This is a genomic window from Rathayibacter sp. AY2B5, assembly GCF_002931645.1.
Lineage (GTDB): Bacteria > Actinomycetota > Actinomycetes > Actinomycetales > Microbacteriaceae > Rathayibacter.
The window spans coordinates 14,389-37,230 of record NZ_PSUE01000031.1; the positions used below are offsets into that span (position 1 = coordinate 14,389).

The window sequence follows — 22,842 nt, forward strand, 5'->3', positions numbered from 1 at the left end:
GGGAACGCGTGTGCGCCTCCCCCGCAGGGAAGGCGCACACGCTCTGCGGCTGATCTAGACGAGCGAGCGCAGCACGTACTGCAGGATGCCGCCGTTGCGGTAGTAGTCCGCCTCACCGGGGGTGTCGATGCGGACGACCGCGTCGAACTCGACGGTCTGCTTGCCCTCGGCCGAGTGCTCGGTCGGCTCGGCGACGACGTGGACCGTCTTGGGGGTGACGCCCTCGTTCAGCTCCTCGATGCCCGAGATGCTGATCGACTCGGTGCCGTCCAGGCCCAGCGACTCCCAGCTCTCGCCCGCGGGGAACTGCAGCGGGACGACGCCCATGCCGATGAGGTTCGAGCGGTGGATGCGCTCGAAGCTCTCGACGATGACCGCCTTGACGCCCAGCAGGCTCGTGCCCTTGGCCGCCCAGTCGCGCGACGAGCCGGAGCCGTACTCCTTGCCGCCCAGGATGACGAGCGGGGTGCCCTCGGCCTGGTAGTTCTGCGACGCGTCGTAGATGAACGACTGCGGGGCGTCCGGCTGCGTGAAGTCGCGGGTGTAGCCGCCCTCCACGCCGTCGAGCAGCTGGTTGCGCAGGCGGATGTTCGCGAACGTGCCGCGGATCATCACCTCGTGGTTGCCGCGGCGCGAGCCGTAGGAGTTGTAGTCCTTGCGGTCGATGCCGTGCTCGTCGAGGTAGCGGCCGGCGGGGCTGTCGGCCTTGATCGAGCCGGCGGGGCTGATGTGGTCGGTCGTGACGGAGTCGCCGAGCTTGGCGAGCACGCGGGCACCGGCGATGTCGGTGACCGGGGTCGTCTCCATCGTCATGCCGTCGAAGTACGGGGGCTTCCGCACGTAGGTCGACGACTCGTCCCACTCGAAGATCGAGCCCTCGGGGGTCTGCAGCGCGCGCCAGCGCTCGTCGCCGTCGAACACGCCCGCGTACTGCGTGTCAAACATCGACTTGTCGATCGACGAGTCGATCGTCGCCTGCACCTCGGCCGCGTCGGGCCAGATGTCCTTGAGGAACACGTCGTTGCCGTCGGAGTCGGTGCCGAGCGCGTCGACCTCGAAGTCGAAGTTCATCGAGCCGGCGAGCGCGTAGGCGATGACGAGCGGGGGGCTCGCCAGGTAGTTCATCTTCACGTCCGGGTTGATGCGGCCCTCGAAGTTGCGGTTGCCCGAGAGCACGGCGGTCACGGCGAGGTCGTTGTCCTGCACCGCGGCCGAGATCTCCTCGAGCAGCGGGCCGGAGTTGCCGATGCAGGTCGTGCAGCCGTAGCCGACCGTGTAGAAGCCGAGCGCCTCGAGCGACTCGGTCAGACCGGCCTTCTCGTAGTAGTCGGTGACGACCTTCGATCCGGGCGCCAGCGTGGTCTTGACCCACGGCTTGGCCTTCAGGCCCTTCTGCGCCGCGTTGCGGGCCAGCAGGCCGGCCGCGAGCATGACGGACGGGTTCGACGTGTTGGTGCACGAGGTGATCGCCGCGATCGCGACGGCGCCGTGATCGATCGTGAAGGTCCCGCCCTCGCCGAGCTCGACCGTGGTCGGCTTGGAGGCGGTCGCCGGCGCGTGCGAGCGGTGGGTGTGCTCGTGGCTGCTGTGCTCGTCCTGCGGCTGCAGCTCTCCGGGGTCGGAGGCGGGGAACGACTCCGCGATGGTCAGGTCGACGATGTCGTGCGAGACGTCCGCGTAGTTGGTGAGGTCCGACTCGAACTGCGTCTTGGCGGACGAGAGCTCGATCCGGTCCTGCGGGCGCTTCGGGCCGGCGATCGAGGGGACGACGGTGCCGAGGTCGAGCTCGAGGTACTCGCTGAAGACCGGCTCGACCGCGGGGTCGTGCCAGAGCTTCTGCAGCTTGGAGTACTGCTCGACGAGGGCGATCTGCTCGTCGCTGCGGCCGGTGAGGCGCAGGTAGTCGAGGGTCACGTCGTCGATGGGGAACATCGCGGCGGTGGAGCCGAACTCGGGGCTCATGTTGCCGATGGTGGCGCGGTTGGCGAGCGGCACCGCGGCGACGCCGGCCCCGTAGAACTCGACGAACTTGCCGACCACGCCGTGCTTGCGCAGCATCTGCGTGATGGTGAGCACGACGTCCGTCGCGGTCACGCCGGTCGGGATCGAGCCGGTGAGCTTGAAGCCGACGACCTTCGGGATGAGCATCGAGACGGGCTGGCCGAGCATCGCGGCCTCGGCCTCGATGCCGCCGACGCCCCAGCCGAGCACGCCGAGGCCGTTGACCATCGTCGTGTGCGAGTCGGTGCCGACGCAGGTGTCGGGGTAGGCGCGCAGCGCGCCGCCCACCTCGCGGGTCATGGTGACGCGGGCCAGGTACTCGATGTTGACCTGGTGCACGATGCCGGTTCCGGGCGGGACGACCTTGAAGTCGTCGAAGGCGGTCTGGCCCCAGCGGAGGAACTGGTACCGCTCGCCGTTGCGCTCGTACTCGAGCTCGACGTTGCGCTCGAGCGCGTCCTCGGTGCCGAAGAGGTCGGCGATGACGGAGTGGTCGATGACCATCTCGGCGGGCGCGAGCGGGTTGATCCGGTTCGCGTCGCCGCCCAGGGCAGCGACGGCCTCGCGCATGGTGGCGAGGTCGACGATGCAGGGCACGCCGGTGAAGTCCTGCATGACCACGCGGGCCGGCGTGAACTGGATCTCGGTGTCGGGCTCCGACTCCGGGACCCACTCGCCGAGGGCGCGGATGTGGTCGGCGGTGATGTTCGCGCCGTCCTCCGTGCGGAGGAGGTTCTCGAGCAGCACCTTGAGGCTGAACGGGAGCTTCTCGTGACCGGGGACCCGGTCGATGCGGAACACCTCGTAGTCGGTCGAGCCGACCTTCAGGGTGTCTTTCGATCCAAAGCTGTCTACCGCGGACACGTCGCCCTCTCCTTCGCTGACTGCAGCGTCCGCCGACGGGCGGAGCCGCTCTCCGTCCTCATCTTGACGACCGCGCACAGCGGCCTGCCACCAAGGAGGACCTAACTCCTCGACGCCGAGGCGCCCGGTCGACCTCGCCGCGACGGTGCGGGGAGGCGAGCGCTATTTATCTCGACGTCGAGACAATTCTATGCACGATCCGGAGCATCGCCCGCATCGGCGCGCTCGTCGGCTCCGCGGTACTCGGCCCGGACGGCGAGCACGGTGAGCACCAGCAGCGGCGCGTACAGGGGCAGGCCCAGCGCCAGCTTCCAGATGCCCAGCGCCGTGGTGTCCTCGGCGAGGAACAGCGGGTACTGCACGGCCAGGCGCAGGAGGAAGAGCCCCGCCCACGCGAGGGTCAGGGCGCCGAAGAGGCGGCGCTTGCGCCGATCGGATCGCCAGGCGGTGCCGTCCCCCATCAGGAAGCCGGCGGCGACGCCGATCAGGGGCCAGCGCACGAGGACGGAGAGGAGGAAGACGAGCCCGTAGACGAGGTTGGTGAGCAGCCCCAGGGCGAAGTTGTCGACGCCCCGCCCGGTGAACAGCGCCAGTGCGGCCGAGACCACCACGGCGAGCAGTCCGCCGACGGCCTGGATCACCGGCGTCCGGCCGAGCACCCGCGCCACCGTGAACGCCACGGCGAGCCCGACGGATGCGACCAGCGAGAGCACGAGCTCCGAGGTGACCGTGTAGAGCAGGACGAAGGCGATGCCGGGCACGACGGCCTCGAGGATCCCCCGGACGCCGCCCATGGTGCGCAGCAGCGCCTTCCCGTCGAACGGCTCGCCGTCGGCGACCGCGCCGAGTCCCGAGCGGCGGGCGGCCTGCGCGATCGCGTCGCCGACCTCGGGCCGGACCGGCTCCTCCGATCGGGCCGGGTCCTCGGGCCGCACCGGCTCCATGCCGGTCAGCTCGCGCTCTGCTGGGTCTGGCTGCCGGTCGGCACCTTCAGCGGGATCAGGTCGCGCGGAGGCATCGGGCCGCTGCCGCGGACCACGACGATGCTGCGGAAGAGCTCCTCGACCGAGGCGGCCGCCTGCTCGTCGACGGCTCCGGCTCCGGCGATCACGCCGCGGAGGAACCAGCGCGGACCGTCGACACCGACGAACCGGGCGACGCGGGTCTGGCCGCCGGCGATCGGGAGCTCGGCGACGAGCTCCGGACCGAAGACGCCGTCGCGCTCCGTCGTCGATCCGCCCTGACGGCCGATCTGCTCGGCGATCTGGCCGCGGATCTCGTGCCAGAGGCCCGAGGAGCGCGGCGCGGAGAAGGGCTGCACCTGCAGCGTCGACCCGGCGTAGTCGAGGCCGACGGCGATGACGCGCTTGGTCCCCTCCTCGACCTCGAGGCGGATGTGCATGCCCTCGCGGGGAAGCACCTTCACCCCGCCGAGGTCGATGTAGGGGCGGACCGGGTTGGCCTCGCGCTCGTCCAGGGGCCCGGCCTCCGCGCGGTCCTCCGGCGCCGACTTCTCGAAGTCCTGCTGGACGGGCTCGGCGGCCTCGCCGGTCGTGGACTGGATGTCGCTCATGCGCTCTCCTCGTGGATTCTGGTCTCCTGGGCGCCGGCGGCGTACCCGGTGGATCCGAAGCCGCCCGTGCCGCGGACCGACTCGGGAAGCTCGTCGACGGCCGTGAACCTCGCCTGGACAACGGGGACGATCACGAGCTGCGCGATCCGGTCCCCCGCCGAGACGCGGTACGTCTCGCGGCTGTCGGTGTTGAGCAGCGCCACCCGGATCTCGCCGCGGTAGCCCGCGTCGATCGTTCCGGGGGCGTTGACGACGGTGATGCCGTGCCTGAAGGCCAGCCCGCTGCGGGGGACGACGAAGCCGGCGTGGCCCTCCGGGAGGGCGACGGCCACCCCGGTGCCGACGGAGGCGCGCTCACCGGGGGCGAGCACCACGTCCTCCGTCGAGTGGAGATCGGCTCCCGCGTCGCCCGGACGGGCGTAGGAGGGGAGCCGGTCCGCGGTGATCGGGACGTCGACGGTTGCAGGCACGTGACGAGGGTAGACCAAACGTCTGATCCAATAGGGTCATGCCGTCCTACCGAGAGAGGCTGTGGCCCGCGCCCTGGCTCTTCGTCGCCACCGCCCTCGTGATCCCCGCCAGCATCCTGGTGTTCGCGCCCATCGACCTCGCGGTGGGGGTGATCGTCGCGGTCGTGCTGTACGCGGGCTGCGTGCTGTCGCTGCTGGCCCTCTCCCCCGTGATCGAGGTGGCGGAGGGTGAGCTGCGCGCCGGCCGCGCGCACATCCCGCTGGACCTCGTGGGCGAGCCGTCCTCCTACTCGGGGGACCAGGCGTTCGCCGAGCGCGGGACGCGCCTGGACGCGCGGGCGTACCTGGTCATCCGCGGCTGGGTGAAGGAGGTGGTGCGGGTCCCGATCGAGGATCCGGCCGACCCGACGCCGTACTGGCTGGTCTCCACCCGCCGCCCGGACGACATCGTCGCCGCGATCCGGGGATCACGGCGACGGAGCGGTCGTCCTTCGGAGCCGGGAGGCGCTTAAGCGGCGCACTCCAGGCAGATCGGTCCGAGCTTCTCCTCGTGGTCGATCTGCGAGCGGTGCTTCACGAGGAAGCAGCTCACGCACGTGAACTCGTCCGCCTGGGGCGGAAGGACCACGACGTCCAGATCGAGGTCGGACAGATCGGCACCGGGCAGTTCGAATCCGCCCGGGTTGTCGGCGTCATCGACGTCGACGACTCCGGACATCTTGTCGGGGACTCGCTCCTTCAGGGCCTCGATCGACTCGGAGTCGTCATCGGTCTTGCGGGGGGCGTCGTAGTCCGTAGCCATTCCCATCCACTTCTTATTTCTGCTGTTCAACAAATCGGCGGGGTCAGTGTGCATCACGACGCATCGATTCGCAAACCACCTCGAACGGCTCTTGACACCCGCTCGCCCCGCCTCCTTCCGCACCAACTTTCGACCCGCCCGGGGTATTCCCGGCCGATCGCCCGGGCGCGTGGCATCCTTGCCCGGTCCGCGTCCAGAAGGAGGGTCCCCACGATGATGGAACTGAAGGTGATCGGCGTCGAGGGCGGATCGCTCGTCCTCGTGTCCGAGGGCGGCGAGCGCTTCTCGGTCCGCATCGACGAGACGCTGCAGAGCCAGCTGCGGCCGCGGGTCCACACCCTCCCGCCGCGCGAGAAGCGCGTCTCCCCCCGCGAGATCCAGGCCCACATCCGCTCCGGGCTCTCCGCCGAGGAGGTCGCCGAGCTCACGGGCGCCGACCTGGGCTACGTCCAGCGCTTCGAGGGACCCGTCACGGCCGAGCGCGAGCACATCGTCGCGTCCGCCCTCGCCGTGCGCGTCTACACGACCACCGACCCCGATCCCCTCGAGGAGGGCACGCCCTTCGGCGACGTCATCCGCGACCGCCTCGCGTCGCTCGGCGCCGAGGGCGAGCAGTGGTCGAGCTGGAAGGAGGAGGAGGGCTGGGTCGTCAAGCTCCTCTTCCGCTCGGACGAGATCGACCACGACGCCCGCTGGCGCTTCGACCCGCGGAAGGCGCTGCTGTCGCCGCTGACCTCCGAGGCGATCACGCTCTCGCAGCAGGGCGAGATCCGGCCGACCCTCATCCCGCGCCTGCGCGCCGTCATCCCCGCCGCCGTCGACGAGCTCGCCACGCGCTTCGACCCGGAGTCCGCGGAGGCGCCGAGCCGCTCCGCCCGGGCCGACCACCCCACCGCCGGCCGCCCCGCCGCGATGCCGCACGCCCGACCGGCCGCCGTCCGCCCCTCCGACACGGAGCCGCAGCCGGCCCTCTCCGAGACCCCGCGCCCGATCTCGACGCTCCCCCGCCCCGTCACGAGCACGACGGAGCAGCGCGAGCGCAACCTCAACGACACCGCCGACCTGCTCGACGCCCTGCGTCGCCGCCGGGGCGAGCGCGATCACGCCTCGAGCCTCCGCGTCCGCGAGGAGCCGGAGCCCGAGGCCGAGGCCGCTCCTCCCGTCGAGAAGGCACCGGAGCCGCCGCGCACCGCTCCCCCGGTCCCCGAGCAGCCGTCGGGCGTGCGCGGGAGCCTCCGCCGGGGGCGGGCGTCGATGCCGAGCTGGGACGAGATCGTCTTCGGAGCGCGCAGCGACGACTGACCCTCCGCCGGCGCGGCTCCGCCGGGGCGGACGGTGCCCCCCGTCCCTCCGGCCCGGCTCAGGCCAGCGCGCCGAAGCGGAGGAGCGGCACCTGCGTCTCCTCCGGCGTGAGCGACCCGTGCTGTCCGATCATCGAGCGGCCGGAGGAGTCGTCCGCCGCGTAGTAGGCGATGGTCCTCCGTGCCGCGACGAACACGTCGCCCATCCGCTCGGCCGCCGCCGGCGAGACCTCGCCGAACCAGCCGCTCGCAGCGACCCCGTCGCGCGTCGCGATCCAGGCGCGTGCGCCCTCCGCCTCGATCCAGCGCCGCGCCACCTCGTCGGGGTCCACACCCGGCTCGAGGTGCAGCTGCAGGCAGCGGGGCTCTCCGCCGAGGTGCCGGACGCCCTCGAGTAGCGGTCCCCGCTCGACGAGCACGTGCGAGGACGCCGGAACGTCCACGATGCCGTGGTCGGCGGTGACCAGCACGCTCTCGCGGGCGGAGAGCCCGCGGACCGCTCCGCCGACCTCCCCGTCCAGGAGCTCGAGCGCTGCCGTCCACTCCGGCGACTCCCAGCCGCGCGCGTGCGCCGCCTGGTCGAGCTCGGGGACGTAGAGGTACACGAGCTGCCGGCCGCCCTCGTCGAGCAGGGCGCGCGCCGCCGTGAAGCGCTCGGCGACGCCGCCGGCGGAGTGGTACTCGGCGCCGCGCAGGATCGCCCGCGTGAGACCGGAGCGGGCGTACCGCGCTGGGCCGATCACACCGGCCCGGACACCGGCGGCCGAGGCCTGCTCGAAGACCGTGGGGTGGGGCTGCCACGTCTCGGGCACCATGCCCTCGTCCCAGCCGGAGAGCTGGTTGACCAGGCGGTCGGAGGCGCGGTCGAGCACGCGGTAGCCGACCATCCCGTGCCCGCCCGGGCGCAGGCCCGTCGTCAGGCTCGCCAGGGCCGCCGCGGTGGTCGTCGGGAAGCCCGAGACGAGCGTGGTGCCGCGGTTGAGGGCCGGAGCGAGCGTGCGCGAGTGGCCCCCGCGCTGGCGGAGGTTCGCGGCACCCAGGCCGTCGACGAGGACGACCACGATCCGCTCGACGCGGGGCGAGCCGAAGAGGCCGGGGCGGCCCAGGAGCGCGTCGAGGGCGCCCGGCAGGACGTCGGCGAGGCTCCGCCGCCCGTCGGGGGCTGGCGGTAGCATGTGGGTCATCGCGCCCAGTTTCGCACAGCGCCGCCGTCCCCGCCGGGCCGGTGCAGCGGAGCGTCCGCGTGAACGGGAGGGCCGGTCCCGTCCGCGAGGCGCCGTCTCCGCTCCGCCCGTCCCGTCGAGCGCCGCAGGGCGGTGCAGTCCCCCGCCGCCGCCCCGCGCCCGCCACCGAATCGAGTCATGAACGCTGCAGCCCCCTCCTCCGGATCCTCGCTCACCGAGCGCATCGAGGACGTCGACGTCTCGGCCGAGATGGAGGGGTCCTTCCTCGAGTACGCGTACTCGGTCATCTACTCGCGGGCCCTGCCCGACGCCCGCGACGGCCTCAAGCCGGTGCAGCGCCGGATCCTCTACATGATGAGCGAGATGGGGCTGCGGCCCGATCACGGCCACGTGAAGTCGGCCCGCGTGGTCGGCGAGGTGATGGGCAAGCTGCACCCGCACGGCGACGCCTCGATCTACGACTCCCTCGTCCGCCTCGCCCAGCCGTTCACGATGAGGGTCGCCCTCGTCGACGGGCACGGCAACTTCGGCTCCCTCGACGACGGCCCGGCCGCGGCCCGCTACACCGAGGCCCGCCTCGCCCCGGCCGCCACGGCCATGACCGAGCACCTCGGCGAGGACGTCGTCGACTTCGTCCCGAACTACGACAACTCGCACGACCAGCCCGAGGTCCTCCCCTCCGCGTTCCCGAACCTGCTGGTCAACGGGGCCAGCGGCATCGCCGTCGGCATGGCGACGAACATGGCGCCCCACAACCTCGTGGAGGTGATCGGGGCGGCCCGGCACCTGATCGCCCATCCCGACGCGTCCCTGGACGACCTGATGTCGTTCGTCCCCGGACCGGACTTCCCGAGCGGTGGCACGATCGTCGGCCTCGCCGGCGTGCGCGACGCTTACGCGACCGGCCGGGGCGGCTTCAAGACCCGCGCGCGCGTCTCGGTCGAGAGCATCACCGCGCGCAAGTCCGGCCTGGTCGTCACCGAGCTGCCCTACCTCGTCGGCGCCGAGAAGGTCATCGACAAGATCAAGGACGGCGTCCAGAACAAGAAGCTCAGCGGCATCTCGGACGTCACCGACCTGACGGACCGGGACAACGGCCTCCGGCTCGTCATCGGGATCAAGACCGGCTTCAGCCCGGAGGCCGTCCTCGAGCAGCTCTACCGCTACACGCCCCTCGAGGACGCGTTCTCGATCAACAACGTCGCGCTGGTCGACGGCGGCCCGCGCACCCTCGGCCTGAAGGAGCTGCTGCAGGTCTACATCGGCCACCGGGTGCAGGTCGTCACCCGGCGGACCCGCTACCGACTGCGCAAGCGCCAGGAGCGGCTGCACCTGGTCGAGGGCCTGCTCATCGCGATCCTCGACATCGACGAGGTCATCCAGCTGATCCGCGGGAGCGACGACACCGCGGCGGCGCGGGCCCGGCTGATCGAGGTCTTCGACCTCAGCACCCTGCAGGCCGACTACATCCTCGAGCTCCAGCTCCGCCGTCTCACGAAGTTCTCGCGCATCGAGCTCGAGACCGAGCGCGACACCCTCCTCGCCGAGATCGCCGAGCTCGAGGCCCTCCTCGCCAGCCGCTCACGGATCGACGAGCTGGTCTCGGACGAGCTCGACGAGGTCGCCCAGCGCCTCGGGACCCCGCGGCGCACCCTGCTCACCGAGGCGCGTCCCTCCGTCGCCACCACCGGGCGGAAGGCCGCCGCGGTGCTCGAGATCGCGGACGTGCCCTGCCGGGTGCTGCTGAGCACCACCGGCCGCATGGTGCGGGTCGACCGCGACCCCGAGGCCGCTCCCCACCCCGAGCGCGCCACGCGCCGCTCGAAGCACGACGCCGTCCTCAGCGTGCTCGACACGACCAGCCGGACGGAGATCGGCGCGGTCACCAGCGCCGGTCGGCTCCTCCGCTTCTCGCCGGTCGACGTGCCCGCCGTCCCCTCCTCCTCGGTGCAGCTGGGCGCGGGCGTGCGCATGAGCGACTACCTCCCGCACCTGGCGAAGGACGAGCGGGTGCTCGCGCTCGTCGCCCTCGACGACGAGCGGCCGATCGCGCTCGGCACCCAGCAGGGCGTCGTCAAGCGCGTCGCGCCGGGCGAGCTGCCCAACCGCCCGGACATCGAGCTCATCGCCCTGAAGCCGAAGGACGCCGTCGTGGGCGCGGCCGCGTCGGCGGAGGAGGACGAGCTGGTCTTCGTCACCGGCGAGGCCCAGCTGCTGCGCTTCCCCGCGTCCGCCGTCCGCCCTCAGGGCCGGACCGCCGCGGGGATGGCCGGGGTCAAGCTGGCCGAGACCGACGACGTCGTGCACTTCGCCGTCGTCGCCGCCGAGGACCGGGACGAGGCCGTCGTCGCGACGGTCGCCGTCGACAGCTGGGCCCTCTCGGGGACCGACACCGGCAGTGCGAAGGTCTCGCCGTTCTCGGAGTTCCCCGCCAAGGGCAGGGCCACCGGCGGAGTCCGTGCGCAGCGCTTCCTCAAGGGCGAGACCGCCCTCGGAGTGGCGTGGGTCGGCCCCGGTCCCGCGCACGCGCTCGAGGCCGACGGCTCGGTCGCCGCGCTGCCCGACTCCGGGATGAAGCGCGACGGCTCCGGCGTGGCGCTCGCGGCGCCGATCGCGACGATCGGAGCGGCGCCCGAGGTGTTCTGAGCCCCGCGGCTCAGACGTCGATGCGGTCCCGCGACAGCGACTCGGACCCGCGGACGATGAACTCCTTGCGGGGTGCCACGTCGTTGCCCATCAGCAGCTCGAACACCCGGCCGGCGTTCTCCGCGTCGGCGACCCGCACCCGGCGGAGGGTGCGGCGGGAGCGGTCCATGGTCGTCGTGGCCAGCTGGTCCGCGTCCATCTCGCCGAGCCCCTTGTAGCGCTGGATCGGGTCCTGGTAACGGCGGCCCGCCTTGCCGAGGGCCGCGAGCACGCTCTGCAGCTCCTTCTCGGAGTAGGTGTAGATCGTCTCGTTCGGCTTCTTCCCCGCGTTCATCACCACGAGCCGGTGCAGCGGAGGCACGGCGGCGAAGACGCGCCCCGCCTCGACGAGCGGCCGCATGTAGCGGAAGAAGAGCGTGAGCAGCAGGGTGCGGATGTGGGCGCCGTCGACGTCGGCATCGCTCATCAGGATGATCTTCCCGTAGCGGGCGGCCGAGAGGTCGAAGGAGCGGCCGGAGCCGGCTCCGATCACCTGGATCATCGAGGCGCACTCGGCGTTCGAGAGCATGTCGGCGATGCTCGCCTTCTGCGTGTTGAGGATCTTCCCCCGGATCGGCAGCAGGGCCTGGTACTCGCTGTTGCGGGCGAGCTTGGCGGTGCCGAGGGCGGAGTCGCCCTCGACGATGAAGAGCTCGCTGTTCTCGACGTCGCTGCTGCGGCAGTCGACCAGCTTCGCCGGAAGGGAGGAGGACTCCAGCGCGTTCTTGCGGCGCTGCGTCTCCTTGTGCGCGCGGGCCGAGATCCGCGACTTCATCTCGGCGACGACCTTCTCGAGGAGCTGGGAGGTCTGCGCCTTGTCCTCGCGGCGCGTCGAGGAGAACACCACGCCCAGCGTCGAGGCGATGGTGGAGGCGACGATCGCGCGGACCGCGGGCGTGCCCAGCACCTCCTTCGTCTGGCCTTCGAACTGCGGCTCAGGGAGCCGCACGGTCAGCACGGCGCTGAGCCCGGCGAGGACGTCGTCCTTCTCGAGCTTGTCCGAGCCGACCTTGAGGCGGCGGGCGTTCGCCTCCACCTGGGAGCGGAGCAGCTTCAGCAGGCCCTGCTCGAAGCCGGTCTGGTGCGTCCCGCCCTTGGGCGTCGAGATGATGTTCACGAAGCTGCGCATCACCGTCTCGTAGCCGGTGCCCCAGCGCAGGGCGATGTCGACCTCGCAGGTGCGCTCCACCTCGGTGGGCACCATGGCGCCGCCGGGGGTCAGCACCGGCACGGTCTCGGTGAAGGTGCCGGAGCCGGTGAGGCGCAGCACCTCGGTCACGGGGGCGTCGGGGGCGAGGAACTCGACGAACTCCGAGATGCCGCCGTCGTAGCGGAACATCTCGGCGCGGCGCTCGTCCGCCCGGTCGTCGACGATGTCGATCGTCAGGCCGGGGACGAGGAACGCGGTCTGCCGGGCGCGCGTCACCAGGTCGTCCGTCTGGAACGAGGCGCCCTTCGTGAAGATCTGGCGGTCGGCCCAGTAGCGCACGCGCGTACCGGTGACGCCCTTGGCGACCTTCCCGACGACCGTCAGCTCCGACCCGTTCTCGAACGGCGTGAACGGAGCGTCGGGGGTGGGCTCGCCCGCGTCGGCGAAGCGCCCGGGCTCCCCCCGGTGGAACGACATCCGGTAGGTGCGGCCGTTGCGGTCGACCTCGACGTCCAGGCGCTCCGAGAGCGCGTTGACCACGGAGGCGCCGACGCCGTGCAGACCGCCGGACGCCGCGTAGGACCCCGAGCCGAACTTGCCGCCCGCGTGCAGCTTCGTGAACACGACCTCGACTCCGGAGAGCCCCGTCTTCGGCTCGATGTCGACCGGGATCCCGCGCGCGCGGTCGCGCACCTCGACGCTTCCGTCGGCGTGCAGGAGCACGCTGATCTCGGTCCCGTGCCCGGCCAGCGCCTCGTCGACGGAGTTGTCGATGACCTCCCAGAGGCAGTGCATGAGGCCGCGCGAGTCGGTCGATCCGATGTACATGCCGGGCCGCTTCCGGACCGCCTCGAGACCCTCGAGGACGGAGAGGTGGCGGGCGTTGTAGTCGGTGGAGGCCATCCGCCTAGTCTACTTTCGGGAACCGCTCCGGCCGCGGTGGCGCGGCACCCGACGACACCACGATGGCCGCTCGGCGCGGGGCCCCTACGCGCAGAGCGAAATGCCGACCGATCGACTCCGTGCGGAAACAATCGCGTGCTTGGATGGGTTCCACTAAGCAGAGATCGAAGAACGAGTGCAGGAGGCCAAGTCATGTCGACCACAGCAACCCAGAACGGCGTGGACGAGCTCGCCGGTGCCCACCAGCTCTCCGCCGCCGACCGCTGCGACAGCTGCGGTGCCCAGGCGTACATCCGAGTGGTCGTGAACAACGGAGAACTGCTGTTCTGCGCGCACCACGGGAAGAAGTACCAGGAGAAGCTCTCCAGCATCGCCCAGAGCTGGCACGACGAGTCCGCCCGACTCTTCGAGGAGCAGCGTCCCTAGCGCGTCCCGATCAGCCCGGACGGCGCGTCAGCGCCCTACCGACCGACACCGAGCCGCTTCGCGATCACTTCGCGAGCGGCTCGTGCCGTTTCATCGACCAGGCGGAGACGCTCGTCCGACGGGGAGTAGGCGTCGCCGAGGGCGCGCCGCAGGATCGCGTCCGCGAGCGACGGGTTCTTCGCGAGGACGGGGCCGTGCAGGTGCGTGCCCAGAAGGCCTCCCTCCGCGTAGCCCTCGTGGCCGGCGCCGTCGCCGGTGCCGTGCAGCACTCGGCCGAGCGCGTTCTCGGGCGCGATCCCGGTCATCCGGCGCTCGTGGTTCTCGAAGCCGACGAGGACGCCGCCCGGCGTCTCGACGAGGAGGTCGTCGGTCGCGCGCTCGCCCGTGACCGAGTCTCCGGGGAACAGCCCGATCCCCCGGGCTCCGCCCGCGGCCGTGCTGATCGAACCGGCCAGCATCTCCCAGCCGGCTCCGACCGCGACCACCTGAGTGCCCTGGTCGACCCAGGCCCGCAGCGTCGGCGCAATCTCATGGAGGAGTGCCAGGACGCCCGGGAGGTCCTCGTCCGCTCCCGTCCCGGCGACCAGGACGTCCGGACGGACCTCGGCGTCGGAGGTGGTCGCCAGCGGCACCACCTCCGCCTCGACGCCCGACCAGCGCGCCCGAGCCGCGAGGACCCGGGCGTTCGCCGCGTCGCCGTTGCTGTCCAGAACGTCGGAAGCGAGCACGGCGATGCGGAGGGTGGTCACGCGGTCTCCTCGCGGTTGGTGACGAGCTGCAGGTGCGCACGGGTGCGGCGCATCGAATCGGCCGAGAAGACGATGGTCTTCCGGCCGGAGGCGGGGGTCGGCAGAGCGAGGAACGCGTCGAGCGCGCGACCCAGGTCCTCGTCGACGGAGTCGACGCGCACGCCGTCGTAGCGCAGGTGCAGCGCCGCCTCGTGCGCCTTCGACCCCGAGACGACACGGACGTGCCCGAGCACGGAGGTGTCCACGGGCCAGAAGTAGGAGGGGTCTCGGACGTCGGAGCCGATCGCGAGCATGATCTGCTCGGTCCCCTCGGGGATCTCCGCGATGTTCAGGCGGTAGCTCGCCGGGTTCTGGACCAGGACGAACTCGACCTCGTGGCCGCGCACGGTGACGATCTCGCCCCGCCCGAAGACGGGGTCGATGCTCGAGAGCGCGGAGGCGGCGAGGGCCGGGTCGAAGCGCTCGGCGAGCACGGCGCGGGCCGTGGAGACGGCCGCCGCGGCGTCCACCGCGTAGTGGACGCCCCGCGCGGGGAGCCGGACCTCGAGCGGGTCGCCGTCGCTGACGATGCGCGCGGCCGCTCCCGTCGTGCTCTCGACGACGGTGGTGGCACGGTCGGTCCCGGCCTCCGCCTCCGCGGCGTAGCCGAGACCGCCGGACGCGGAGTCGCGGACGGAGGAGGAGACGCCGTACCAGCGGATCCGCTCGCCGGGGAGGGAGGTCGCGACATCGGCGACGTGGCGGTCGTCGGCGTTCAGCACGACGGGACCGGTCGCGCGGGAGGCGATGGTACCGAGCATCCGGGCGACCATGGCCGGATCGAAGAAGCGGTCGATCTGGTCGACCACCACGTTCGTCAGCAGGACGACGCGGGGGCGCATCCGGGGCGCGAGGCGCGCGCCGTGACCCTCGTCCATCTCGAGGACGGCGATGTCGGCGTCGATCCGTCCGCGGAGGTCCGCCTGCTCCAGGAGCGCGGAGGTCAGCCCCTGGGCGATGTTGGCCGTCGAGGGGTTGGTGAAGACCCGGAGCCCGTGCGCGCGGAGCACCGCGACCAGCATCTTGGTCGTGGTCGACTTGCCCGCCGATCCCGTGACGACCACGAGGCCGTCCCGGAATCCGTCGAGCACCGCGGGCAGGAATCCGGGCGCGACACGGTTCACCACGAGTCCGGGCACGGCGGATCCCCCGCCGGGCTTCCGGACCCGCGCGGCGAACCGGGCGGCCCTCCCGAGGAGGACCGCCGGCGCGTAGCGGATCACCGGCCTACTCGAGGTAGTCGCGGAGCGACTGCGAGCGGGACGGGTGGCGGAGCTTGGCCATCGTCTTGGACTCGATCTGGCGGATGCGCTCGCGCGTCACGCCGAAGGTGTCGCCGATCTGGTCGAGCGTCTTCGGCATGCCGTCGCCGAGGCCGAAGCGCATGCGGATCACGCCGGCCTCGCGCTCCGAGAGCGAGTCGAGCAGCGACTCCAGCTGCTTCTGCAGCATGGTGAAGCCCACGGCGTCGGCCGGGACGACCGCCTCGGTGTCCTCGATGAGGTCGCCGAACTCGCTGTCGCCGTCCTCGCCCAGGGGCGTGTGCAGCGAGATCGGCTCGCGCCCGTACTTCTGCACCTCGATGACCTTCTCGGGGGTCATGTCGAGCTCGCGCGAGAGCTCCTCGGGCGTGGGCTCGCGGCCCAGGTCCTGGAGCATCTGGCGCTGCACGCGGGCCAGCTTGTTGATGACCTCGACCATGTGCACCGGGATGCGGATGGTGCGGGCCTGGTCGGCCATCGCGCGGGTGATCGCCTGGCGGATCCACCACGTGGCGTAGGTCGAGAACTTGAAGCCCTTGGTGTAGTCGAACTTCTCGACCGCACGGATGAGGCCCAGGTTGCCCTCCTGGATGAGGTCGAGGAACTGCATCCCGCGACCGGTGTAGCGCTTCGCGAGGCTGACGACGAGCCGGAGGTTCGCTCCGAGCAGGTGGCTCTTCGCGCGCTGGCCGTCCTTCGCGACCCAGCGCAGCTCGCGGACGAGCTCCGGGCTGAGGTCGGTCGAGTTGGCGAGCTTGTCCTCGGCGAACAGGCCGGCCTCGATGCGCATCGCGAGCTCGACCTCCTCGGCCGCGTTCAGGAGCGCGACCTTGCCGATCTGCTTCAGGTAGTCCTTGACCGGGTCGGCGGTGGCGCCGGTGATCGCGGTCGAGTAGACCGGGACCTCGTCGTCCTCTCCGCCGAACGACAGGACGAGCGCACCGCTCGGGAGCGGCTCGGCCGGAGCGGCGACGGCAGCGGCGGCCGGGGCCTCCGGCGTCTCCGCGTCGTCCTTCGCGTCGGTCTCGGTGTCCTCGGCGACGACCTCGGTCTCCTCCTCCTCCGCCGCCTCGTCGGGCTCGACGGCGTCGGTCGGCTCCTCCTCGGTGTCGGCGGGAGCGGCGGCCTTGGTCGTGGCGCGCGAGCGGGTCGTCTTGGCCGCGGTGGTCTTGGCCGCCGTGGTCTTCGCCGCGGGCTTGCGCGCCGCGGGCTTCTTGGTGGTCGTCGTCACGTCGTCGTCGACGGCGTCGAGCGTTGCGGTCTTGGTAGCTCTGGTGGCCATGGCGGCACCTCTCCATCCGTTGCGTCCCGGGGGCGGGCGGCGCGGGAAGGCGTCGTCCGTCGGTGGGCATTACGAGGACCCATGTCAAGTCGAGGACGTCGCACGCCCGACGTGGGCCTGGTGCTCCTCGACCCGAACGGGTCCTATTGACAATTATTGCACGTCTGAGTAGTGCAGCCGTGCGGTGCGGTGCGAGTGGGGCTCGATCCGGCGGGATCCGGGCCGTTCCGCTGGGACATCGCGTCTGCAGAAGGGCGAATCGACGGACGACCGTCAGCGCCCCGCGCGGCCGCGGCGCATCCGGTCACTCAGTGCAACCCAGAGAGGGGCCACGGTTATTCCCTCGTCCTCGGCCAGGCGGCGGCGGGTCCGGCGGCGCGCGACGACGAGTCCGACGACTCCGGCGCCGACCACCACGTACTGCACGCACCACGCCAGGCGGAAGTGCTCGAGCGAGTAGGTCTGCTCGGAGGAGGCACCGGGACCGGCCAGTGCGTCGAGGATCAGGCCGATCGCGAACATCATCGTGAAGCTGGCCAGGAACCCGCCCACGTTGACGACTCCGTTCGCCGCGCCGAGGCTCCGCGAGGGGTTGAACGTGCGGGCGAAGTCGAACCCGATCATGGAGCCGGGGCCGCCCGCTCCGACGACGATCAGGAGCAGCACCACGAGCCAGTACGGCGGGACGCCGGGCCAGAGCAGCACGACGGTCCAGGCGACCGCCATCGCCGAGACGATCCCGAGCACGAGGTTGCTGCGGCGCATGGGGTGGCGAGCGGTCAGGACGCCGAGCACCGGCCCGACGACGATCCCCGCGATCACGACGATCGTGAGGGTCGGCGCGGCGACGGTCGGCGGCAGGCCGATCGCGTAGACGAGGAAGGGGTAGCCCCAGAGCAGCGTGAACACCGTGCCGGAGGACTGCGTGACGAAGTGCGACCAGAAGCCGAGCTGCGTCCCCGGCCGGCGCAGGCTCACTCCGAGCTGCGCGATCGTCGCCCGGAGCGTCGGAGGCACCACCGTGATCGGCTCGGTGCGCGGCGGGACGTCGGCGACCAGGAGGAGCACGCCGAGGAAGGACACGGCCCCGAGGCCGGCGGCGCTGAGGAACGCGGGCTCCCAGCCGAACGTGTGGAGGATCGCCGCGAACGGGAGTGCGGAGAGGATCTGGCCCACCTGGCCGATGTTGCCGATCCACTGCGAGAGCTGCGGCACGATCGGTCCGCTGAACCAGGTCACCGTGAGGCGGATCACGGAGGTGAAGATCGCGGCGTCCCCCGCTCCCAGCAGGATCCGCCCGACGATCGCGACGCCGATGCCCGGCGCGATCGCGACCACGACCTGGCCCGCCATCATCAGGGCCGTACCCGAGAGGATCAGGGTCCGCGGGCCGAACCGGTCGATGAGGATCCCGACCGGGATCTGCATCCCGGCGTAGACGATCAGCTGGACGACGGCGAGCGACGAGAGGACGGCGGCGGCCACCCCGAACCGCTCCGCGGCGTCCACTCCTGCGACGCCCAGCGTCGTGCGGTCCAGGACCGCGACGAGGTAGGCGAACGCTCCGGCACCGAAGACGAACCAGGCTCGACGATCACGCACTCGTCCGATCCTACGGCCGCTCAGGAGGCGGTGGGCTCCTCGCCCGGGCGGCGGATCGCGAGGAACTTCTCGAGCTCGGCGGCGATCGCGTCGGCGCTGGGCACGAAGCCGTCCTCGTCGGTGAGCGGCGAGCGGAGGCTCGTCCCCTCCATGTAGGTGTCGTGCCGCGCCTCGAGGGCCGAGACCAGCTTCTGCAGCTCGTCGTTGCCGCCGACCTGCTCGTCGACCTTGCCGAGGAACTCCCGCCCGCTCTCGCGCAGGCGGTCCGTCGGGAAGATGAGGCCGGTCGACGCCGAGATGCTCTCGAGCGCCGCGACCGCCGCCTGCGGGTACTCGGTGTCCGACAGGTAGTGGGGGATGAGCAGCGCGAAGCCGACCACGGTCAGACCGCGCTCGTAGAGGCGCAGCTCGAGCAGGTGGAGGACGTTCGAGGGCACCTGCGTGTGCGGCTTCCAGACCGACATCGCCTCGATCAGGTCCTCGCGGTTGCCGCTCACGGTGACGCCGACGGGCCGGGTGTGCGGCACGGGCATCGGGATCGCCTGGACCCACGTGGTCGAGGCGACGTCGAGCCGCTCGAGGAGGGAGACCACCGCGCTGGTGAACCGCTCCCACTGGAAGTCGGGCTCGAAGCCGGTGAGCAGGAGGAACGGCTGGTGCAGCTCGTCGTGCGCGAGCGAGAGCCGGAGCATCGCAGGACGGTAGTCCGTCAGGTGGTCCTGGTCGAACGTGATGATGGGGCGGCGGGCCCGGTAGTCGAGCAGCTGATCCTGGTCGAAGACCGCGACCCCGCGGTGCTCGAGGGTCTCGAAGAGGTACTCCCCCAGCTGCCCCACCGCTCCCCCGGCGTCGGCCGAGCCGGTCAGGCCCGCGACGAGGTGCAGCCCGCGCGGGATCTCGGAGAGGTCGCCCTCGATCTCGAACAGGTCTTCCGGATCCAGCATGCGTCCAGTCTAAACGGGGGTCCCGGCGCCCCGGCCGGGTCCGCTGAGCCCTCAGCGAACAGCGCCTAGCATTGCCGCCATGCCCCTCTCCTCTCTCGAGTACTCGACCGTTCCCGCCTCCGACATCGACACCGACGCCCTCGTCCTCGGCGTCGCCCCGGGACCCGACGGTCCCCGGCTCGTCGGCGCGGAGGGCTTCGAGGAGCTGGCCCCCGCGCTGAGCGCGCTCGGCGCGACCGGCGCCGCCGAGACGCTCGTGCGCGTGCCGTCCTCGGTCCGTGCCGGAGTGATCGTCCTCGTCGGCCTCGGCTCGGCGGAGCCCGACGACACCGCGCTGCGGAACGCCGCGGGCGCCGCCGTCCGCCTGCTCGCGGGGTCCGCCTCCGTGGCCCTCTCCCTTCCCGCCGGCTCCGACGGCACGCTCGCCGCGGTCGCCGAGGGCGCCGCGCTCGGCTCCTACTCCTTCACCGCCTTCCGCGGCAGCACCGCCGCCGCGGCGAAGGCGCCCGTCGAGCACGTCGTCCTGCTGGGCGGCGGCGAGTCGGCCGACCCCGCCGTCCTGGACCGGGCGCTCGTGCTCGGCCGCGCGGTCGGCACGGTGAAGGACCTCGTCAACACTCCCCCGTCGCACCTCTACCCGCAGACGCTGGCCGAGGCCGTGCAGACCGGCGCAGAGGGACTGCCCCTCGAGGTCACCGTCTGGGACGAGGAGGCCCTCGCGGAGGAGGGGTTCGGCGGCATCCTCGGAGTCGGCAGCGGCTCCTCCCGCCCGCCCCGCCTCGTGAAGGTCGCCTACGCGCCCGAGGGCGCGAGCACCCACCTCGCCCTGGTCGGCAAAGGCATCACCTTCGACAGCGGCGGACTCTCGCTCAAGCCGCCGGCCTCGATGATCGGGATGAAGACCGACATGGCGGGCGCGGCGACCGTCTACGCCGTCGTGCGCGCCATCGCGGAGCTCGGCCTCCCGCTCCGCGCGACCGCCTGGCTCTGCATCGCCGAGAACCTCCCCTCCGGGACCGCGATCCGCCCGGACGACGTGCTCTCCGTGCGCGGCGGGACCACGGTGGAGGTGCTGAACACCGATGCCGAGGGCCGGCTGGTGCTCGCCGACGGCCTCGTCGCCGCCAGCGAGGAGCAGCCCGATGCGATCATCGACGTCGCGACGCTGACCGGCGCCTCCGTGGTCGCCCTCGGCAACCGGACCGTCGGCGCTCTGGGCGACGACGAGCTGGTCTCCCGCGTCCTCGAGGCCGCCCGCACGGCGGGAGAGCCCTTCTGGCAGATGCCCCTCCCCGCGGAGCTGCGACCGCTGCTCAACTCGGACATCGCCGACATCGCGAACGTCAAGCCGGGCAACACCGCCGGCGGCATGCTCCTCGCCGGCCACTTCCTCCGCGAGTTCGTCGGGAAGCGCGGCGAGGGCGAGGACGCGACCACGATCCCGTGGGCGCACCTCGACATCGCCGGCCCCTCGAGCAACGGAGGCGGTGGCTACGGCTTCACCGGAGCCGGCGCCACCGGAGTCTCGGTGCGCGCGCTGATCGCTCTGGCCGAGGGCTTCGCGAGCGCGTAGTAGGGTCGACGGGGCGGGAGATCCCGCCTCGTCCCCCCTCCCGATCCGCTCGGCGCTCAGCGCCGGAGCCGGTCGGCCGGGAAGCGGGACCGCACGTCGCGAGGGAGTCACTGGGTGTCGGAAGAGCGCTACGACCTGGTCGTGCTCGGAGGTGGCAGCGGCGGGTACGCGGCGGCCCTCCGGGCGACGCAGCTCGGGATGAGCGTCGCGCTCGTGGAGCGCGACAAGCTCGGCGGCACCTGCCTGCACCGCGGGTGCGTGCCCACCAAGGCCCTGCTGCACGCCGCCGAGCTGGCGGACGGCGCCCGCGAGGGAGAGAAGTACGGCGTGCTCTCGAGCTTCACCGGGATCGACATGGCGGGCGTCACGCGCTACCGCGAGGGCGTCGTCGCCGGCAAGTACAAGGGGCTCCAGAGCCTCGTGTCCTCGCGCGGCATCACGGTCGTCACGGGCGACGGCCGCCTCACCGCGCCGGGCACCGTGACGGTCGGTGAGCACGTGCTCCACGGCGCGTCGGTCGTCGTCGCCACCGGGTCCGCCTCCCGCACCCTCCCCGGGATCGAGATCGGCGGCCGCATCCTGACGAGCGACCAGGCTCTCGAGCTCGACCACGTTCCCGCGAGCGTCGTCGTCCTCGGCGGCGGAGTGATCGGCGTCGAGTTCGCGAGCGTCTGGCGCTCGTTCGGCGCCGAGGTCACGATCGTCGAGGCCCTCCCCCACCTCGTCCCCAACGAGGACGAGAGCGTCAGCAAGCAGCTGGAGCGCGCCTTCCGCAAGCGGGGCATCGCCTTCCAGCTGGGATCCCGCGTCGCGTCGGTCTCGCAGAGCGAGGGCGGCGTCTCCGTGTCGCTCGAGAGCGGCGCCACGGTGGAGGGCGAGATCCTGCTGGTCGCCGTCGGCCGCGGCCCGGTGACCGCGGGCATCGGCCTCGAGGAGGCCGGGGTCCGCCTCGACCGCGGCTACGTGCTGACCGACGAGCGCCTGCAGACCTCCGTCCCCGGCGTGTACGCCGTGGGCGACATCGTGCCGGGGCTCCAGCTCGCGCACCGGAGCTTCCAGCAGGGGATCTTCGTCGCGGAGGAGATCGCCGGTCTGGGCCCGCAGGTCGTCTCGGACGTCAACGTCCCGAAGGTGACCTACAGCGACCCCGAAGTGGCCTCCGTCGGCCTCGGCGAGGCCCGCGCGATCGCCGAGTACGGCGCCGAGCGCGTCGCCGTGTACGACTACGGCCTCGGCGGCAACGCCCGGAGCACGATCATCGGGACCACCGGCTCCGTGAAGGTCGTGCGCCTGGTCGACGGCCCCGTCGTCGGCGTGCACATGGTCGGAGCCCGCGTCGGCGAGCTGATCGGCGAGGCTCAGCTCATCGTGAACTGGGAGGCGCACCCCGAGGACGTCGCGCCCCTCGTGCACGCGCACCCCACTCAGAACGAGGCGCTCGGCGAGGCGCACCTCGCTCTGGCGGGGAAGCCGTTGCACGCCCTGTAGAACCACTGCGGTGCGGCGATCCGCCGCTTCCGCATCAGTAAGCTGGACATCGAAACACAAGCGTCTTAAGGAGACAGGCTCATGAGCGAATCCGTCAGCCTCCCGGCACTCGGAGAGAGCGTCACGGAAGGAACGGTCACCCGCTGGCTGAAGAACGTCGGGGACCGCGTCGAGGTGGACGAGCCCCTGCTCGAGGTCTCGACCGACAAGGTCGACACCGAGATCCCGTCGCCCGTCGCGGGAGTGATCGAGGAGATCCTCGTCCAGGAGGACGAGACCGTCGAGGTCGGCGCCGAGCTGGTGCGCATCGGCGACGGCTCCGGAGCCGCGTCGGCGTCCGAGCCCGAGGCTCCCGCCGAGGAGGCCCCCGAGGTCCAGGCCGCCGAGACCGAGGCCACCGACGAGGCGACCCCGTCGGTCGACGCCGAGAGCGACGCCGAGGCCCCCGCCCCGGCCGAGCCCGAGCCGGCCCCGGCCGCCGAGAAGCCCGCCGCCCCCGAGGCCGCGGCCTCGGGGGCGGCGGGCTTCTCGGCGGCCGCATCCG

The 22,842-nt window shown here is 71.9% G+C and carries 19 protein-coding genes; 7 read left to right on the plus strand and 12 right to left on the minus strand.

Annotated elements, in window-relative coordinates:
• Window positions 1-54 precede the first annotated feature (54 nt).
• The 4 genes from acnA to dut all read right to left on the minus strand — a co-directional run bounded on the left by acnA (window position 55) and on the right by dut (window position 4,908).
• Complete coding sequence (acnA, locus tag C5C30_RS15380) at window positions 55-2,865, minus strand: aconitate hydratase AcnA (RefSeq protein ID WP_104267882.1); 2,811 nt, start codon at window positions 2,863-2,865, stop codon at window positions 55-57.
• 188 nt (window positions 2,866-3,053) lie between these two features.
• Complete coding sequence (locus C5C30_RS15385) at window positions 3,054-3,809, minus strand: DUF3159 domain-containing protein (RefSeq protein WP_104225233.1); 756 nt, start codon at window positions 3,807-3,809, stop codon at window positions 3,054-3,056.
• 5 nt (window positions 3,810-3,814) lie between these two features.
• Window positions 3,815-4,438, minus strand: a complete 624-nt coding sequence (locus C5C30_RS15390; RefSeq protein WP_104222103.1) for a DUF3710 domain-containing protein — start codon at window positions 4,436-4,438, stop codon at window positions 3,815-3,817.
• On the minus strand, window positions 4,435-4,908 hold the full coding sequence (gene dut / locus C5C30_RS15395; protein ID WP_104222105.1) for a dUTP diphosphatase: 474 nt from the start codon (window positions 4,906-4,908) through the stop codon (window positions 4,435-4,437). Before dut ends, C5C30_RS15390 begins: the two co-directional genes overlap by 4 nt.
• A 38-nt stretch (window positions 4,909-4,946) precedes the next feature.
• On the opposite strand from dut, the gene C5C30_RS15400 reads away from it, so the two are divergent.
• Window positions 4,947-5,420 (plus strand): DUF3093 domain-containing protein, encoded by a 474-nt coding sequence (locus C5C30_RS15400; protein WP_104232568.1) that lies wholly within the window; start codon window positions 4,947-4,949, stop codon window positions 5,418-5,420.
• Here the strand turns inward: C5C30_RS15400 and C5C30_RS15405 are convergent.
• The gene (locus tag C5C30_RS15405; protein WP_055792269.1) at window positions 5,417-5,710 is read right to left on the minus strand and encodes a DUF4193 domain-containing protein; all 294 of its coding nucleotides are present in this window, start codon (window positions 5,708-5,710) and stop codon (window positions 5,417-5,419) included. The genes C5C30_RS15400 and C5C30_RS15405 overlap by 4 nt on opposite strands.
• Before the next feature lie 213 nt (window positions 5,711-5,923).
• Here C5C30_RS15405 and sepH point away from each other — a divergent pair, with 213 nt between their 5' ends.
• Complete coding sequence (gene sepH, locus C5C30_RS15410; protein ID WP_104238755.1) at window positions 5,924-7,012, plus strand: septation protein SepH; 1,089 nt, start codon at window positions 5,924-5,926, stop codon at window positions 7,010-7,012.
• Between the two features lie 58 nt (window positions 7,013-7,070).
• Here the strand turns inward: sepH and C5C30_RS15415 are convergent, their stop codons facing one another.
• Window positions 7,071-8,195 (minus strand): alkaline phosphatase family protein, encoded by a 1,125-nt coding sequence (locus tag C5C30_RS15415; RefSeq protein WP_258063710.1) that lies wholly within the window; start codon window positions 8,193-8,195, stop codon window positions 7,071-7,073.
• 177 nt (window positions 8,196-8,372) lie between these two features.
• Here C5C30_RS15415 and C5C30_RS15420 point away from each other — a divergent pair, with 177 nt between their 5' ends.
• Window positions 8,373-10,841 carry a DNA topoisomerase (ATP-hydrolyzing) subunit A gene (locus tag C5C30_RS15420; protein ID WP_104222110.1) on the plus strand — a complete coding sequence of 823 codons (2,469 nt, stop codon included), beginning with the start codon at window positions 8,373-8,375 and terminating at the stop codon, window positions 10,839-10,841.
• Window positions 10,842-10,851: 10 nt separating this feature from the next.
• Here C5C30_RS15420 and C5C30_RS15425 read toward each other — a convergent pair whose 3' ends face one another.
• On the minus strand, window positions 10,852-12,933 hold the full coding sequence (locus C5C30_RS15425) for a type IIA DNA topoisomerase subunit B (protein WP_104222112.1): 2,082 nt from the start codon (window positions 12,931-12,933) through the stop codon (window positions 10,852-10,854).
• Between the two features lie 192 nt (window positions 12,934-13,125).
• On the opposite strand from C5C30_RS15425, the gene C5C30_RS15430 reads away from it, so the two are divergent.
• Entirely contained in the window at window positions 13,126-13,359 is a 234-nt protein-coding gene (locus C5C30_RS15430) for a hypothetical protein (RefSeq protein ID WP_068212876.1), read from the plus strand.
• A gap of 35 nt (window positions 13,360-13,394) precedes the next feature.
• Here C5C30_RS15430 and C5C30_RS15435 read toward each other — a convergent pair whose 3' ends face one another.
• The 5 genes from C5C30_RS15435 to C5C30_RS15455 form a co-directional block, all read right to left on the minus strand.
• The gene (locus C5C30_RS15435; RefSeq protein WP_146081556.1) at window positions 13,395-14,108 is read right to left on the minus strand and encodes a type 1 glutamine amidotransferase; all 714 of its coding nucleotides are present in this window, start codon (window positions 14,106-14,108) and stop codon (window positions 13,395-13,397) included.
• The gene (locus C5C30_RS15440) at window positions 14,105-15,370 is read right to left on the minus strand and encodes a Mur ligase family protein (protein ID WP_104334040.1); all 1,266 of its coding nucleotides are present in this window, start codon (window positions 15,368-15,370) and stop codon (window positions 14,105-14,107) included. Before C5C30_RS15440 ends, C5C30_RS15435 begins: the two co-directional genes overlap by 4 nt.
• A gap of 4 nt (window positions 15,371-15,374) precedes the next feature.
• Window positions 15,375-16,691, minus strand: coding sequence for an RNA polymerase sigma factor (locus C5C30_RS15445; protein ID WP_104261523.1), 1,317 nt, complete (start codon window positions 16,689-16,691; stop codon window positions 15,375-15,377).
• A 273-nt stretch (window positions 16,692-16,964) separates the two neighbouring features.
• The gene (locus tag C5C30_RS15450; RefSeq protein WP_104222120.1) at window positions 16,965-18,293 is read right to left on the minus strand and encodes a nitrate/nitrite transporter; all 1,329 of its coding nucleotides are present in this window, start codon (window positions 18,291-18,293) and stop codon (window positions 16,965-16,967) included.
• 20 nt (window positions 18,294-18,313) lie between these two features.
• Complete coding sequence (locus C5C30_RS15455) at window positions 18,314-19,237, minus strand: proteasome assembly chaperone family protein (protein ID WP_104334041.1); 924 nt, start codon at window positions 19,235-19,237, stop codon at window positions 18,314-18,316.
• 79 nt (window positions 19,238-19,316) lie between these two features.
• Between C5C30_RS15455 and C5C30_RS15460 the strand changes: the two genes are divergently transcribed.
• From C5C30_RS15460 to C5C30_RS15470, 3 genes are all read left to right on the plus strand, one after another.
• Window positions 19,317-20,810, plus strand: a complete 1,494-nt coding sequence (locus C5C30_RS15460) for a leucyl aminopeptidase (protein WP_104334042.1) — start codon at window positions 19,317-19,319, stop codon at window positions 20,808-20,810.
• A 114-nt stretch (window positions 20,811-20,924) separates the two neighbouring features.
• Window positions 20,925-22,298 (plus strand): dihydrolipoyl dehydrogenase, encoded by a 1,374-nt coding sequence (gene lpdA / locus C5C30_RS15465; protein WP_104334043.1) that lies wholly within the window; start codon window positions 20,925-20,927, stop codon window positions 22,296-22,298.
• Between the two features lie 81 nt (window positions 22,299-22,379).
• A partial coding sequence (locus C5C30_RS15470; protein WP_308471027.1) for a biotin/lipoyl-containing protein occupies window positions 22,380-22,842 on the plus strand: 463 nt, incomplete at its 3' end.

What these genes read in the sequence shown, in the direction of transcription:
- C5C30_RS15385 (WP_104225233.1), bottom strand. Translation starts at nt 3,809, where the DNA reads ATGGAGCCGGTGCGGCCCGAGGACCCGGCCCGATCGGAGGAGCCGGTC.
- C5C30_RS15390 (WP_104222103.1), bottom strand. Translation starts at nt 4,438, where the DNA reads ATGAGCGACATCCAGTCCACGACCGGCGAGGCCGCCGAGCCCGTCCAG.
- C5C30_RS15400 (WP_104232568.1), top strand. Translation starts at nt 4,947, where the DNA reads ATGCCGTCCTACCGAGAGAGGCTGTGGCCCGCGCCCTGGCTCTTCGTC.
- C5C30_RS15405 (WP_055792269.1), bottom strand. Translation starts at nt 5,710, where the DNA reads ATGGCTACGGACTACGACGCCCCCCGCAAGACCGATGACGACTCCGAG.
- sepH (WP_104238755.1), top strand. Translation starts at nt 5,924, where the DNA reads ATGATGGAACTGAAGGTGATCGGCGTCGAGGGCGGATCGCTCGTCCTC.
- C5C30_RS15415 (WP_258063710.1), bottom strand. Translation starts at nt 8,195, where the DNA reads ATGACCCACATGCTACCGCCAGCCCCCGACGGGCGGCGGAGCCTCGCC.
- C5C30_RS15420 (WP_104222110.1), top strand. Translation starts at nt 8,373, where the DNA reads ATGAACGCTGCAGCCCCCTCCTCCGGATCCTCGCTCACCGAGCGCATC.
- C5C30_RS15425 (WP_104222112.1), bottom strand. Translation starts at nt 12,933, where the DNA reads ATGGCCTCCACCGACTACAACGCCCGCCACCTCTCCGTCCTCGAGGGT.
- C5C30_RS15430 (WP_068212876.1), top strand. Translation starts at nt 13,126, where the DNA reads ATGTCGACCACAGCAACCCAGAACGGCGTGGACGAGCTCGCCGGTGCC.
- C5C30_RS15445 (WP_104261523.1), bottom strand. Translation starts at nt 16,691, where the DNA reads ATGGCCACCAGAGCTACCAAGACCGCAACGCTCGACGCCGTCGACGAC.
- C5C30_RS15455 (WP_104334041.1), bottom strand. Translation starts at nt 19,237, where the DNA reads ATGCTGGATCCGGAAGACCTGTTCGAGATCGAGGGCGACCTCTCCGAG.
- C5C30_RS15460 (WP_104334042.1), top strand. Translation starts at nt 19,317, where the DNA reads ATGCCCCTCTCCTCTCTCGAGTACTCGACCGTTCCCGCCTCCGACATC.